At 66.7% G+C, this 14,112-nt stretch carries 16 protein-coding genes; 12 read left to right on the top strand and 4 right to left on the bottom strand.

Annotation, left to right across the window (positions count from 1 at the left end; all coding sequences use genetic code 11):
* The first annotated feature begins 30 nt into the window (after positions 1 to 30).
* The 3 genes from ACUXVX_RS03815 to ACUXVX_RS03825 are packed head-to-tail and all read left to right on the top strand — an operon-like array spanning position 31 to position 2,431.
* Positions 31 to 990, top strand: coding sequence for a branched-chain amino acid ABC transporter permease (locus ACUXVX_RS03815; RefSeq protein ID WP_446310444.1), 960 nt, complete (start codon positions 31 to 33; stop codon positions 988 to 990).
* The gene (locus tag ACUXVX_RS03820; protein WP_446310445.1) at positions 987 to 1,730 is read left to right on the top strand and encodes an ABC transporter ATP-binding protein; all 744 of its coding nucleotides are present in this window, start codon (positions 987 to 989) and stop codon (positions 1,728 to 1,730) included. The genes ACUXVX_RS03815 and ACUXVX_RS03820 overlap by 4 nt, the downstream gene beginning before the upstream one ends.
* On the top strand, positions 1,730 to 2,431 hold the full coding sequence (locus ACUXVX_RS03825; RefSeq protein WP_446310446.1) for an ABC transporter ATP-binding protein: 702 nt from the start codon (positions 1,730 to 1,732) through the stop codon (positions 2,429 to 2,431). The genes ACUXVX_RS03820 and ACUXVX_RS03825 overlap by 1 nt, the downstream gene beginning before the upstream one ends.
* 41 nt (positions 2,432 to 2,472) lie before the next feature.
* Here the strand turns inward: ACUXVX_RS03825 and ACUXVX_RS03830 are convergent, their stop codons facing one another.
* From ACUXVX_RS03830 to ACUXVX_RS03845, 4 genes are read right to left on the bottom strand one after another with little or no spacing between them, the layout of a single operon-like run.
* Positions 2,473 to 2,709, bottom strand: coding sequence for an Lrp/AsnC ligand binding domain-containing protein (locus tag ACUXVX_RS03830; protein WP_222470810.1), 237 nt, complete (start codon positions 2,707 to 2,709; stop codon positions 2,473 to 2,475).
* Between the two features lie 33 nt (positions 2,710 to 2,742).
* Positions 2,743 to 3,501: a LamB/YcsF family protein gene (locus ACUXVX_RS03835; protein ID WP_446310447.1), complete on the bottom strand. Its 759-nt coding sequence runs from the start codon at positions 3,499 to 3,501 to the stop codon at positions 2,743 to 2,745.
* Complete coding sequence (locus ACUXVX_RS03840; protein ID WP_446310448.1) at positions 3,501 to 4,514, bottom strand: 5-oxoprolinase subunit C family protein; 1,014 nt, start codon at positions 4,512 to 4,514, stop codon at positions 3,501 to 3,503. Before ACUXVX_RS03840 ends, ACUXVX_RS03835 begins: the two co-directional genes overlap by 1 nt.
* On the bottom strand, positions 4,511 to 5,227 hold the full coding sequence (locus ACUXVX_RS03845) for a 5-oxoprolinase subunit B family protein (RefSeq protein WP_446310449.1): 717 nt from the start codon (positions 5,225 to 5,227) through the stop codon (positions 4,511 to 4,513). The genes ACUXVX_RS03840 and ACUXVX_RS03845 overlap by 4 nt, the downstream gene beginning before the upstream one ends.
* 154 nt (positions 5,228 to 5,381) lie before the next feature.
* On the opposite strand from ACUXVX_RS03845, the gene ACUXVX_RS03850 reads away from it, so the two are divergent.
* The 9 genes from ACUXVX_RS03850 (at position 5,382) to ACUXVX_RS03890 (ending at position 14,032) form a co-directional block, all read left to right on the top strand.
* Entirely contained in the window at positions 5,382 to 6,920 is a 1,539-nt protein-coding gene (locus ACUXVX_RS03850; RefSeq protein WP_446310450.1) for a benzoate-CoA ligase family protein, read from the top strand.
* The gene (locus ACUXVX_RS03855) at positions 6,920 to 7,726 is read left to right on the top strand and encodes an alpha/beta fold hydrolase (RefSeq protein WP_446311503.1); all 807 of its coding nucleotides are present in this window, start codon (positions 6,920 to 6,922) and stop codon (positions 7,724 to 7,726) included. Before ACUXVX_RS03850 ends, ACUXVX_RS03855 begins: the two co-directional genes overlap by 1 nt.
* Positions 7,723 to 8,160, top strand: coding sequence for a DUF309 domain-containing protein (locus ACUXVX_RS03860; RefSeq protein WP_446310451.1), 438 nt, complete (start codon positions 7,723 to 7,725; stop codon positions 8,158 to 8,160). The genes ACUXVX_RS03855 and ACUXVX_RS03860 overlap by 4 nt, the downstream gene beginning before the upstream one ends.
* Positions 8,161 to 8,278: 118 nt before the next feature.
* Complete coding sequence (boxC, locus tag ACUXVX_RS03865) at positions 8,279 to 9,937, top strand: 2,3-epoxybenzoyl-CoA dihydrolase (protein WP_446310452.1); 1,659 nt, start codon at positions 8,279 to 8,281, stop codon at positions 9,935 to 9,937.
* 76 nt (positions 9,938 to 10,013) lie between these two features.
* Entirely contained in the window at positions 10,014 to 11,465 is a 1,452-nt protein-coding gene (gene boxB, locus ACUXVX_RS03870; protein WP_446310453.1) for a benzoyl-CoA 2,3-epoxidase subunit BoxB, read from the top strand.
* 61 nt (positions 11,466 to 11,526) lie between these two features.
* Entirely contained in the window at positions 11,527 to 11,679 is a 153-nt protein-coding gene (locus tag ACUXVX_RS03875; RefSeq protein WP_222470802.1) for a hypothetical protein, read from the top strand.
* The gene (gene boxA, locus ACUXVX_RS03880) at positions 11,676 to 12,863 is read left to right on the top strand and encodes a benzoyl-CoA 2,3-epoxidase subunit BoxA (protein ID WP_446310454.1); all 1,188 of its coding nucleotides are present in this window, start codon (positions 11,676 to 11,678) and stop codon (positions 12,861 to 12,863) included. Before ACUXVX_RS03875 ends, boxA begins: the two co-directional genes overlap by 4 nt.
* 15 nt (positions 12,864 to 12,878) lie before the next feature.
* Positions 12,879 to 13,601, top strand: coding sequence for an alpha/beta fold hydrolase (locus tag ACUXVX_RS03885; RefSeq protein WP_446310455.1), 723 nt, complete (start codon positions 12,879 to 12,881; stop codon positions 13,599 to 13,601).
* A complete protein-coding gene (locus ACUXVX_RS03890) occupies positions 13,598 to 14,032 on the top strand; it encodes an acyl-CoA thioesterase (protein ID WP_446310456.1) in 435 nt (144 codons plus the stop codon). Before ACUXVX_RS03885 ends, ACUXVX_RS03890 begins: the two co-directional genes overlap by 4 nt.
* Positions 14,033 to 14,112: the final 80 nt, after the last annotated feature.

Genomic DNA, 14,112 nt, shown 5'->3' on the forward strand with positions numbered 1-14,112 from the left:
CGGGCGCCTGCCCCGGGCGGAGGTCCAGCCATGAGCGCCCGCACGATCGCCACCCTCGCGCTCATGGCCCTCCTCGCCGTACTGCCGCCGATCTTCTTTTACACCGGCAACGCCTTCTGGCTCGATCTCGCCACCCGGCTCACGATCCTCGCCATCGCGGCGGTCAGCCTCAACCTGATCCTCGGCTACGGCGGGCTGGTCAGCTTCGGCCACGCTGCCTACGTTGGTCTCGGGGCCTACGCGGTGGGCATCCCGGCCTATCACTGGCTCTATGGCGGGCTCGAAAGCCTTGGGCTGGCGACCACCTCCGGCCTCGTGCAGATCCCACTTGCGATGGTGATCTGCGCACTCTTCGCCCTTGTCACGGGCGCGATCTGCCTGCGGACCAAGGGCGTTTACTTCATCATGATCACCATGGCCTTCGCCCAGATGGTCTATTACGCCATCGTCTCGATCGAGGAATACGGCGGCGACGACGGGCTGGTGATCGACACGCGCTCCGAACTGCCTGGCCTCAACCTCGACGACCCTATTCAGCTCTTCGCCCTCGCTTACGTGTCGCTCGTCGTGGCGATGCTGATCGTTCGCATGATCACGCGGAGCCGCTTCGGCATGGTGTTGCGAGGGGCCAAGGGCAACGCCGAGCGCGTCCAGATGATGGGCCTCAACCCCTACGCCTACCGCCTCACCGCCTATGTGATTTCCGGCGCGATGGCAGGCTACGCGGGCGCGCTCCTGGGCAATTTCACCACCTTCATCTCCCCCGAGATGATGGATTGGACGCGCTCTGGCGAGCTGATGTTCATGGTCATCCTAGGCGGCGCCTCCACCACTGGCGGCCCGGTCTTGGGGGCGGCGGCCTTCATCATCCTCGAGGAGGTGCTGAGCCACTTTACCATCTACTGGCACCTGCCCTTCGGCCTGCTGCTCATCGCGGTAGTCCTCTTCACCCGTGGCGGTCTGATGGGCTTCTTCCGGGGGCGCAAATGAGCATCTTGGAAACCAAGGGCCTGATGAAGAGCTTCGGCGGCATCCGCGCCACCGATGACCTCACGCTCAGTGTCGAGCAGGGCGAACTCCACGCCATCATCGGCCCCAACGGCGCGGGCAAGACCACGCTGATCACACAGCTCTGCGGCACCCAGATGCCCGATGCGGGCACGATCCACTTCAAGGGGCGAGACATCACCGCCCTCGCCCCGCACAAGCGCGCCCGCCTCGGGATCACCCGCAGCTTTCAGATCACCTCGCTCATCCCCGACATGACGGTGCTGGAGAATATCGCGCTGGCCGTGCAGGCCCGCGAGGGCTCCTCCTACCGCTTCATCCGCGCCGCCGCTGGTATCCCGGCGATCCGCGACCGGGCGATGGCCCTGCTGGAGCGGGTCGGCCTCGCCGAGAAGGCAGAGATTGAGACCCGCGCGCTATCCCACGGCGAGCACCGGCACATGGAGATCGCCATCGCGCTCGCCAGCCGCGCCGAATTGATGCTGCTCGACGAGCCGATGGCCGGGCTGGGGCCGGAGGAGTCCGCCCGCATGGTCGCCCTGCTCACCGAGTTGAAGGGCCAGCACACCATCGTCCTCATCGAGCATGACATGGACGCCGTCTTCGCCCTCGCCGACAGGATCTCGGTGCTGGTCTACGGCCACATCATCGCCACCGGTGATCCGGCGTCGATCCGCGCCAACAAGGAGGTTGAAGCGGCCTATCTGGGGGAGGAGGCCTGATGCTAACGATCGAGAACCTTCAGGCCCATTACGGCCCAAGCCAGGCGCTCTTTCGGGTGTCGCTGCAGGTGAAACCGGGCGAGGTCGTCACCCTGCTCGGCCGCAATGGCATGGGCAAGACGACGACGATCCATTCGATCATGGGCATCGTGAAGCCAACCGGCGGGCGGGTGCGGCTGGAGACCAGCGAGATCGCCGGGATGGCCTCGCACCGCATCGCCAACCTCGGCCTCGGGCTGGTGCCGGAGGGCCGCCAGATCTTCCCCAACCTGACGGCGCGCGAGAACCTCGTGGCCACCGCCTCCAACCACCTCGGCCAGCCTGACCCGTGGACCGAGGAGCGCGTCTATGCGCTCTTCCCAGAACTGGCCGAGCGCAAGTCTTCGATGGGCAATCTGCTCTCCGGCGGCGAGCAACAAATGCTCGCCATCGGCCGCGCCCTTATGACCAACCCGCGCCTGCTGATCCTCGACGAGGCCACCGAAGGGCTGGCTCCGCTGGTTCGGGCCAAGATCTGGGAGGCGCTTGCGCAGATCCGCGACACCGGCCTGTCGATCCTCGTGGTCGACAAGAACCTGCACGACCTGATGCGCCTCGCCGACCGCCACGTGGTGATCCAGCGGGGCGAGACGGTCTGGCAGGGCAGCTCGGCGGAGCTTGAGGCGGATGAAGCCGCGCGGGAGCGGTATCTGGGGCTGTAGGTCGGGACTGGTCCGGACACGAGCGTCGCGGCGTGTTTGCCCTAGAACGCCTTGAACGTCAGTGTCGTCAGCGTGCGTTCCACGCCCTTCACCTTCGAGACGTTCTCGCTGATGAACTGTCCGATATCCACGCCCTCGGGCGGGTAGAGCTTCATCAGCAGGTCCCACTCCCCAGAGGTCGAATAAAGCTCGGAGTGAATCTCCTCCAGCACCAGCGCCTTGGCCACCTCGTAGGTGGTGCCGGGGGTGCAGCGGATCTGGACGAAAATGGCGCTCATGTCTGGTCTCCTCCGGCGCAGGCTAACGCGAAATCACAGCGGCGCAAGCGCCCATCCGGCGCCTTCCAGCATCGCCCGCACCGCGCGGGCGATGGCCAGCGCCTCCGGCCCGTCGCCATGCAGGCAGATGGTGTCGATTTGCGCCGGCAGGGTGGCGCCGGAGGCGGCGAAGATCGCCTGCGCTTCGACCATGCCGAGCACCCGCGCGGCGGCCTCCTCGGGGTCGTGGATCATCGCGCCCGTCTTCTTGCGGTCCACCAGCGTGGCGTCGTCTTCATAGGCGCGGTCGGCGAAGATCTCGCAGGCCATCTGTGCGCCGAGCGCTTCTGCCGCGCGCTGTTGCGCGGTCTGGGCGATGACCATGATCACCAGCTCCGGGTCCACCGCCAGCGCCGCCTCGTAGCAGGCCCGCGCCATCGCCTCGTCCTCTGCGCACATGTTGGCCAATGCGCCGTGCAGCTTGAGGTGCCGCACCCTGCCACCCGCCCGCGCCGCCACGGCCCGTGCCGCGCCGAGCTGATAGGCCACGAGGTTGCCCAGCTCCTGATGGGAGAGCGATATCCGCCGCCGCCCGAAGCCCTGCAGGTCGGCAAAGCCCGGGTGCGCCCCGATCCCCACGCCCTGCGCCACCGCCTCGCGCATGGTGGCGGCCATCACGTCGGCATCGCCGGCGTGAAAGCCGCAGGCCACGTTGGCCGATGTCACCACCTTCAGGATCTCGCCATCCTGCCCCATCACCCAAGGGCCAAAGCTCTCGCCCATGTCGGCGTTCAGGTCGATCGTGCGCGCCATCAGTCCTCCAGCTCGTTGCCGCGGGTCACTCCGCCCACCAGTTGATAGCCCAGCAGGTCGGGGATGTCGTGCGGGTCGCGCACGCGGGGCTGCACGGCCTTGCGGAGCCGCGCCAGCTGCGCCGCCTCGCTCTCCCACAGTGCATCAGCCTCGTCGACGCCGAGCATCGCGAACCGCACTGCATCTCCCGCCTGTGCCTGCGCAAGCCGGGGCAGGTCGGCGGCGATCACCGTGCCGATCCTCGGGTAGCCGCCCACCGTCTGGCTCTCTGCAAGCAGTACGTAGGGCCGCCCATCGCCTGTCATCTGCACGTCGCCGCTGGTGATGAAATCCGAGGCCAGCCCCTGTGTTTCGCTCTCGAACGGCGCGCCCTCGAACTCCAGCCGCACGCCCTGCCGGTTGGCCTGCGGGGCGCGGGTGAAGGCGGTCTCGAGAAACCGCTCCAGCACCTCTGCGCCGAACAGCCCGGTCTGCGGCCCCGGCATCATCCGCACTGTGCCGCCGCCGAGCCTGTCTTCCGGCACAAGCACCCGCGCCGCCGCCTCCGGGTCAGGGTCACTTCCCAGCGCGATCTCATCCCCCGCCGCCAGTGCCCGCCCCACGCCCGCCAGCAAGTGTACCGCCCGCGAGCCGAGCCAGTCCTCGCCGAACACGCCGCCGGCAAAGGCGAGATACCCATATGAGCCCTTCTCCGCGCCACCCACCCGCAGCACCGCGCCGGGGGGCAGAAGCACCGTTTCGGCATGCCCCACCGGGCGGCCATCGACCTCGGCCTTCATCCGCGCGCCCGTCAGGCAAAACCGCGTGGGCGCATCCACCGTGAACCGCCCGCCCGCGCCTGCCATCTCCAGCGCCGCGAGCGGGGCCTCCCGCCCGAGCAGCGCCGCCGCCTCCAGCAGCGCCAACCGGTCCGCCGCGCCGCCCCGTGCTAGCCCCTTGGCCGTCCAGCCCGGGCGGCCCATGTCTTGAGCCGTTACGGCGGGGCCTGCATCGATCACCCGGAGCGTGGTCATGCGATCTCCTCGCACACCGCGCCGCCCAGCGGCTCCGTCTCCAGCCGCTCCAATTCTGCCGCTTCGACCCGCTCGAACCGCAACGCATCCCTGGGCGCCAGTGGAAACGGCTCTTTCGCGCCCCGCCGGAATGGCCGGAAGGCGCAGCGCCCGACCATCCGCCAGCCGGTTACGCTCTCGGTCGGAAACAGCACCAGCTGCCGCACCGCCACCACCAGTGCCCCGGCGGGCACCTTTGGGGTCAGGTCTGTCTGGCGCGGGATGTTCCAATGCTCCGGCAGGAACCCGAGATAGGGCATCCCCGGCGCAAAGCCGATCGCCCGAACCCGCAGTTCGGTCGCCAGAAACTCCTCGCAAGCCTCCGCCTCGCTCAGCCCTGCCATTTCTGCCGCCTCGGCCAGTTGCGGGCCGTCCAGTGCCGCCGGCACGCGCCAGCGGCGGGCAGGGGCAGGGTCTTTCAGCCCGCGCCACTCCCGTTCGTCCAGCAGGTCCTCGACCCGTGCGATCAGTTCTTCCCTAGCCACCTTTGCGGGGTCGAACCGAAGCAACACCGAAGCCAGCGCAGGCGCGACCTCGTCCGCCAACCCCTCGGCCTCCGCCGCAAAGCGGGCCACCGCCGCGCTGGCCTCGGGGCTGACGGCGCGGGCAAAGCGCACAAGCACGCCATCCTGCCCGAGCGGCAAAATTTCCGGCGTGATCTCTGAGGCATCCATGCCCGCACTCTCCCCCGCCCGCCCCTCGGCGACAATATGCACAAAAATGCAAAAACTACGCGGCGAGCTTGATCGGCGCGCAGATGTATGCACTATAACGCACATACAGGGAGGAGGCGCGATTCCACGGAGTCGCGTCAGGGAGGACGAAGCCATGAACAGCAACGCAGCCCTCTATTTCGTCGATCGCCACGTGACACAGGGCCGGGGCGACAAGCCCGCCTTTCGCGAGGCCGACGGGGCAAAACGCAGCCTGACCTACGGGCAGCTGGCGGAGGAAAGCGCAAAATTCGCCGGGGCGCTCGCCCGCCACGGAGTCCGGCGGGAGGAGCGGGTGGCGATGATCGTCCGCGACCAGATCGAGTTTCCGGTCGTGTTCTGGGGCGCGCTGAAGGCCGGGGCGATCCCGGTGCCGCTGAACACCCTGCTTGCCGCGCCGGTCTACGAGGCGATCCTCGAAGACAGCCGCGCATCCATCCTCGTGGTTTCCGGCGCGATGTGGGACATGGTCAAACCGGCCGTAGAGAACAACCGCTTTCTCCGCGCCATCGTGGTGATCGGCGAGGCCCCCGAGGGCACCGAGAGCTACACCGCATTCACGCAGGGCGCCGAGCCGATGGAGGCCGTGGAGGCCCATGAGGACGAGTTGGCCTTCTGGCTCTACTCCTCCGGTTCCACCGGCGTGCCCAAGGGGGTGCGCCACGTGCACGCCAGCCTGAAGGCCACCGCCGACACCTTCGGCAAGGACGTGCTCGGAATCCGCGAAGATGACACCGTGTTTTCCGCCGCCAAGATGTTCTTCGCCTACGGGCTGGGCAACGCGATGAGCTTTCCCATGGCCGTCGGCGCGACCACCGTCATCTACTCCGGCCGCCCCACGCCGGAGGCCTGCTTTGCAATCATGGCCGAGGAAAAGCCCACGCTCTTCTGCGGCGTGCCCACGCTTTTTGCCGCCCTCGTCGCCGCGCAGGAAAAGGCTGGCGGCGCGCCTGCCCACACCGTTCGCCTCTGCACCTCCGCGGGCGAGGCTCTGCCGCGCGAGATCGGCGAGCGCTGGGAAAAGCTTTGGGGCGCCGAGATCGTCGACGGTGTCGGCTCCACAGAGATGCTGCACATCTTCCTCTCCAACCGCCCCGGCGAATGTGTCTATGGCACCTCCGGCACGGCCGTTCCGGGCTATGAGGTCCGGCTGGTCGATGAGCACGACGAAGACGTGGCCGATGGCGAGGTCGGCGAGCTGCTGGTGCGCGGCCCCTCTGCCGCCGAGGGCTACTGGAACCGCCGCGCCAAGAGCATGGCCACTTTTCAGGGCCACTGGACCCGCACGGGCGACAAATACGAGCGCGACGGGCAGGGGCGTTACGTCTACTGCGGCCGGACGGATGACATGTTCAAGGTCTCGGGCATCTGGGTCTCCCCCTTCGAGGTCGAGCAAGCGCTGGTGGAGCACCCCGCCGTGCTCGAGGCCGCCGTGGTCGCCCGTGCCGACGAAAAGGGGCTCGACAAGCCCGCCGCCTACATCGTGCTGAAGGAGGGGGCCAGCGCCGACATTGCCAGCGACCTCAAGGAAATGGTCAAGGAGAAGATCGGAATGTGGAAATACCCCCGATGGATCGAGGTGGTCGATGAGCTGCCCAAAACCGCCACTGGCAAGATCCAGCGCTTCAAGCTGCGCGACCCGGAGGCGGCGTGATGGAGTTTCCCGGCAAGGGCCGCGTTACGGCGGCAGGCAAATCGCTCGAATGGCAGAGCTGGGGCGGTGATGCATCCGCGCCCGTAATCGTGCTGCTGCACGAGGGCCTCGGCTGCCTCGCTCTTTGGCGCGACATCCCCGAGAAGCTGGCGCAGGCCACCGGCCTGCGTGTCTTTGCCTATTCCCGCGCAGGGTACGGCCAGTCCGACCCCGCCGACCTGCCCCGCCCGCTGGATTACATGACCCGCGAGGCGATGGAGAGCCTTCCGGATGTGCTCAATGCCATCGGCGCCGAGCAATATATCCTCATGGGCCATTCAGATGGCGCGACCATCGCCGCTGAATACGCCGGCCGCCACGCAGATCACCGCATTCGCGGGCTGGTTCTGATGGCGCCGCATTTCTTCACCGAGCCTGCCGGTCTTGCTGCCATTGCCGCTGCTCGCGACGCGTTTGAGGCTGATCTCAAGCCGCGTATGGCCAAGTATCACGCCGACCCGGAGGCCACCTTCCGCGGCTGGAACGATGCCTGGCTCGCCCCCGGCTTCAAGGAGTGGCACGTCGGCGAGGTGGTCGACTACCTGCGCATCCCTTCGCTCGTGATCCAGGGCGCAGATGACCAATACGGCACGCTGGCGCAGGTGCGCGAGATCGAGGAGCGCAGCTACGCGCCTGTCGATGCCGTGATCCTCGAGAATTGCCGCCACAGCCCCCATCTCGACCAGCCGCAGGCGGCGCTCGATGCCGTGGCCGAGTTCTCCGCCCGCCTCATCCGGCTGGAGCGCGAAGAGGTGGTGCCCGCGTGACCCTCGCGGCGGATCCACGGCCCGACTACGCCTACGTGCCGGGCCAGAACCCGCGCCACCCGGAGGGTGCCTTTGACGCCATCCGCGCCAGCGCCGAGACCGACCCGCTGGGCTCCGACGCCCTGCGCATCGGCCTCGACTGGATCGACGCCGGGTTCTACTGGGAGGCCCATGAGGTGCTCGAGCCGGTCTGGCTCGTGCTCCCCGATGGCCCCGACCGGGTTGGCATGCAGGCCCTGATCCAGCTGGCCAACGCCGGGCTGAAGGCCCGGATGAACCGCCCCTCCGCCGCGCTCCGCCTGTGTGACATCGCCGCCCGCCTGCTGGACGAGGCGGCCCCCTTCACGCCCCCGCATCGCCCCGCCGGGTGGTTCACTCTTCGGGTGGAGTCGATTCGATCCAGCGCGAAGATCGCGGCGAAAGATGCAGTATAATGCAATAAAGTGCATGATAATTCGGCATAACCACGCCATATGTGAATTATTGTGCAAAAAAACCGTTGCCGCGACGCGGCCAACCCTGTAAGACAGCGGACTCAAGAGGAGACGCGCCATGAGTGAACAGCCAATCGACTTCCGCACCGACCCGTCGAAGTATCGGCACTGGAAAGTGACCTATGAGGGTGAGGTCGCCCGCGTCACCATGGACGTTGACGAGGATGGCGGCCTGTTCGACGGCTACCAGCTCAAGCTCAACAGCTACGACCTCGGCGTCGACATCGAGCTGGCCGACGTGGTGCAGCGCATGCGCTTCGAGCACCCCGAGGTGAAGGTGGTCATCATGCAGTCCGGCAAGGACCGCGTGTTCTGCGCCGGGGCCAACATACGCATGCTGGGCGGCGCGAGCCACGCCCACAAGGTCAACTTCTGCAAGTTCACCAACGAGACCCGCAACACCTTCGAGGCCGCCGAGGCGGACTCTGGCCAAAAGTGGATCGCCGCTGTGAAAGGCGCCTGCGCCGGGGGCGGCTACGAGCTGGCGCTGGCCTGCAACCACATCATGCTGACCGACGACTCCTCTAGCTCCGTCGCCCTCCCCGAAGTGCCGCTCCTCGCCGTGCTCCCCGGCACCGGCGGCCTCACCCGCGTGACCGACAAGCGCAGGGTCCGCCGCGACCTGGCCGATGTGTTCTGCGCAATGGAAGAGGGCGTGCGCGGCAAGCGGGCGAAAGACTGGCGGCTGGTCGACGAAGTGGTGCCAAACAGCAAGTTCGACGCCACCGTGACCGAGCGGGCCGCCGAGTTCGCCGCCGGCATGCCCACCCGCGCCGAGCAGGGCATCACCCTCGGCCCCATCGAGCGCACCATCACCGACAACGCCGTGACCTACACGCACGTTGAAGTCGAACTGGACCGCGAGGCACGCTCCGCCACGATCACCCTCAAAGGCCCCGAGGGCGCAGCCCCGGCCTCCGCCGAGGAGCTTCTGGCCCAGGGCGACCAAAGCTACATGCTCAAGCTCGCCCGCGAGCTGGATGACGCCATCCTGCACCTGCGCCTTAACGAGATGGAGCAGGGCACTTGGACCTTCCGCACCCAAGGAGACCCCGAGGCGCTGCTGGCCCATGAAAAAGCCCTGACCGACAACAAGGATAACTGGCTCGCCGCCGAAACCCTCGGCTTCTGGAAGCGCGTCCTCAAGCGGATCGACGTGACCTCCCGCTCCCTCGTGGCCCTCGTCGAGCACGGCTCCTGCTTTGCCGGCGTGCTGGCCGAGATCCTCTGGGCCTGCGACCGGACCTACATGATGGAAGACGAGTTCGAGGGCGACAATCGCCCGCTCGCCACCATCACCCTCGCCGAGACCAATTTCGGCCAATACCCGATGGGTAACGACCTGACCCGACTGCAAACCCGCTTTCTCGGCACGCCCGAGGCGGTGGAGGAGCTGAAAGGCAAGGTCGGCGAGCCGCTGGAGGCCGAGGAGGCCGACGAGCTGGGCCTCGTGACCTACATCCTCGACGACATCGACTGGGAAGACGAGATCCGAATCTTCATGGAAGAGCGCGCCAGCTTCTCCCCCGACGCGATGACCGGGATGGAGGCCAACCTGCGCTTCGCTGGCCCCGAGACGATGGAAACCCGCATCTTCGGCCGCCTGACCGCCTGGCAAAACTGGATCTTCCAGCGCCCCAATGCCGTCGGCCCCGAAGGCGCGCTCCAGCGCTACGGCACCGGCATCCGCGGCGACTACAACATGCAACGCGTCTGACCAGACGGTCTTTCAAAACAAAATCTTCGGCAGGAAAAATCCTCGCGAAGGTTTTTCCACCACCAAGGAGGAAAAAATGCTCGACCTGATCAACGTCTCCTACGACACCCAGATCCCCAACAACGTGGGCCTGTCGGAAGACAAGCGCGTGCTCAAGGCGCTGGAAAAATGGCACCCCGGTTACATCAACTGGTGGAACGATCTGATCCCGCAGAACTTTCAGGAGAGCCTCGTTTACCTGCGCACCGCCGTTTCGGTGGACCCGAAGGGTTGGGCCAAGTTCGACTATGTGAAGATGCCCGAATACCGCTGGGGCGTGCTGCTGGCCCCCCAGGGCGAGGGCCGCACGATCCCTTGCGGTGAGCACGCCGGCCAGCCCGCATGGCAGGAGGTGCCCGGCGAGTATCGCAACATGCTCAAGCGCCTGATCGTGATCCAGGGCGATACCGAGCCGGGGTCGGTCGAGCAACAGCGCTTCCTCGGCCTCACCGCGCCCTCGCTCTACGACCTCCGCAACCTCTTCCAGGTGAACGTCGAGGAGGGCCGACACCTCTGGGCGATGGTCTACCTGCTGTTCAAATACTTCGGCAAGGATGGCCGCGAGGAGGCCGATGACCTGCTCCGCCGGTCGTCGGGTTCCGAAGAGGCCCCCCGGATGCTCGGCGCCTTCAACGAGGAAACGCCCGACTGGCTGTCCTTCTTCATGTTCACCTACTTCACCGACCGTGACGGCAAGATGCAGCTGGAATCCCTCGCCCAATCGGGCTTCGACCCGCTCTCCCGCACCTGCCGCTTCATGCTCACCGAAGAGGCGCACCACATGTTTGTGGGCGAAACCGGCGTCGGCCGCGTGGTGCAGGCCACTTGCGAAGCGATGAAGGCCGCTGGCATCACCGACCCCTACGACATCAACAAGATCCGCGACCTCGGCGTGATCGACCTGCCTACGATCCAGAAAAAGCTGAACCTGCACTACACGCTCTCGCTCGACCTCTTCGGGCAGGAAGTGAGCACCAACGCCGCCAATGCCTTCAACGCCGGCATCAAGGGCCGCTACATGGAGCACCGGATCGACGACGACCACCAGCTGCGCGGCGACACCTACAAGGTCTGGAACCTCGTCGACGGCAAAGTGGTGCAAGAGGAAGTGCCCGCGCTGACCGCCATCAACATGCGCCTGCGCGACGATTATGTGCGCGACGCCTCGGGCGGCGTGGGCCGCTGGAACAAGGCCATCGAGAAGATGGGCATCGAGTTCGAGCTGACCCTCCCGCACGAGAGCTTCCACCGCCAGATCGGCGTGTTCTCCGCCGCCAAGTTCGACCCGGAGGGCACCCCGCTCTCCGAGGAAGAGTACAACGCCAAGAAGGACGAGTGGCTCCCCACCAAGGCCGATGGCGATTTCATCCAGTCGCTGATGAAGCCCTGCTACGAGCCCGGCAAATACGCCAGCTGGATCGCCGCGCCCAAGGTCGGGATCGACAACAAGCCCGGTGACTTCGAGTATGTGAAGCTGCACATGGCTTGATGCCAGTTCGGGCGGCGCCCCGGTGCCGCCCGTCTCCACGACCGATGAGGGAGGAAACGCCATGATGACCCAAAGCCACGCCCCCGCCCGCCCCCGCGCGCTGACCACCGGCAAATGCCTCGGCTGCACCGGCTGCAAGGGCGCCTGCCGCGAGGTGCTCGACCTTCTGGCCGTGCCCGAGATGGTGCTGAAGCCGAAGGGCAGGGCGGCATGAACAAGCCCCTCAAGCAGCACCTCATCGACCCCGAGATCTGCATCCGCTGCTACACCTGCGAGATGACCTGCCCGATTGAGGCAATCACCCATGACGACATGAACGTCGTGGTGGATGCCGACAAATGCAACCACTGCATGGATTGCATCCCCGTCTGCCCGACCGGCTCCATCGACGAGTGGCGCGTGGTCGAAACACCCTATTCGCTCGAAGAGCAGTTCGAGTGGACAGAGCTGCCCGAGCAGCAGGAGATCGAGACAGGCGGCGAGGGCAGCACCGAGGCGCTGGACGAGGCGATGGCCGCGCTTTTGGCCGAGGCCCATGCCGGGGCAGGGGGCAAATCGGTCGCCCCCGCTTCCGCCTCCAAACCCTCGATCAACCTGCACACCATCGGCAAGCCCGTCACCGCAAAGGTGCAAGGCAACTACCGCCTCACCGCCGAGGGCGCCGACAGCGATGTGCGCCATATCATCCTCGACATGCAGGGCGCGCCCTTTCCGGTGCTCGAAGGCCAGTCCATCGGTATCATTCCCCCCGGCACGGACAAAGACGGCAAACCGCACCTGCCGCGCCTCTACTCCGTCAGCTCCCCGCGCGACGGCGAGCGGCCCGGATATTCCAACGTCTCTCTCACGGTGAAGCGGGAGGAGAAGGGCGTGGCCTCCAACTACGTCTGCGATCTCGAAAAAGGCGCCGAGGTGAAGGTCACCGGCCCGTTCGGTGCCACCTTCCTGCTGCCCGACGATCCTGCCGCCCGGTTGCTGATGATCTGCACCGGCACCGGCTCCGCCCCCTTCCGCGCCTTCACCATGCGCCGCCAACGCATGTCTGCCGGTGCCGCAGGCGACATGGTGCTCTTCTTCGGCGCCCGCACGCCCGACAGCCTCCCCTACTTCGGCCCGCTGAAGAAGGTGCCCGACAGCCTGCTGAAAAAGCACTTCGCCTTCTCCCGCGTCGAGGGAGAAGAAAAGCAATACGTGCAAGACCGGATGCGCGCCCATGAAGAAGAGGTCGCCGAGCTTCTGGCCGACCCGAAAACCCATATCTACGTCTGCGGGCTGCGCGGCATGGAAGCCGGCGTGGACGAGGCCCTCTCCAACATCGCCGAAAGCATCGGCCTGCCCTGGGTCACGACGCGGGATGCCATGCGCGCCGAAGGCCGCTACCATGTGGAGACCTACTGAGGAGGAGAGACCCGCATGGCTACTTACGTGATCGTTCACGGCGCATGGCACGAGGGCGCGCTGTTCGAGGAGGTCGCCGCGCCGATCCGCGCCGCCGGCCACACCGTTCACCTGCCCACGCTGGCGGGCAACGAGGCGGGCGGCGACAAGGGGGTGGGGCTTGATGACGCCATCGCCTCCGTCACCGACTACTTCGCCGAGCACAACATCACCGATGCCGTGCTGGTCGGCCACTCTTACGGCGGCATGGTCATCACCGGTGCCTATGATCGCCTGCCCGAAGGCTCCGTGCGCCGCCTCGTCTACTGGTCCGCCTTCGTGCCGAACGACGGTGAGGCGCTGGATGATCTCGTCCCGCCTCACTACGTCGACCTCTTCAACCAGCTCGAGGCGGATGATGGCTCGGTCCTGCTGCCCTTCCCGGTCTGGCGCGAGGCCTTCATCAACGATGGCTCGCTGGAGCAGGCGCAGGCCGCCTACGACAAGCTCAACCTGCACCCGCACAAGACCTTTCAGGACAAGATCTCGCTCAGCAGCAACCCGGCCGAATGGCAGGTCGGCAAGAGCTACATCCACTGTCAGGAGGATGTGGCCCTGCCCGCCTCCCTGCCGTGGCACCCGCGCCTGTCCGAAAAACTCGGCCTCTACCGTTACCACTGGATGCCCGGGTCGCACGAGGTCTGCTTCACCAACCCCGCGCTGCTGGCGCAGAAGTTCATGGAAGCGGGCCGGGATTGACCAAAGACAAGGCAAAGGCGCCCTATATCCACCACATCCAGGTCGGCTGGGGAGATTGCGACCCGGCCCGCATCGCCTACACCGCCCGCCTGCCGTGGTTCGCACTGGAGGCGATCAACGGCTGGTGGGCCGATGCGTTGGGCGAGGTGGCGGGCTGGTACCACATGGAGATGGACCGCGGCACCGGCACGCCCTTCGTCTCGATGAGCATGGATTTCCGCGCGCCGGTCACGCCCCGCCACATCCTTGACTGCGCCTGCTGGCCCACCCGGCTGGGCACCACCTCCATAACCTTCCGCGTCGAGGGGCGGCAGGCGGGCACGCTCTGCTTCGACGGCGCGTTCACCTGCGTCTTCGTCGATGCCCCCAGCTTCACCAAGCAGCCCCCGCCCGAAGACATCCGCGCGCTGGTCGAGGCACGCATTCCCTAGGGCAGGGCTTGTCCCGACCCGCCAGAAACGCCATCTCCTGCCGGGAACCTCGCCCGCCCCCGCGGGTTACTCCGCCGCAA

The sequence above is a fragment of the Vannielia sp. SX4 genome (genome assembly GCF_052828525.1).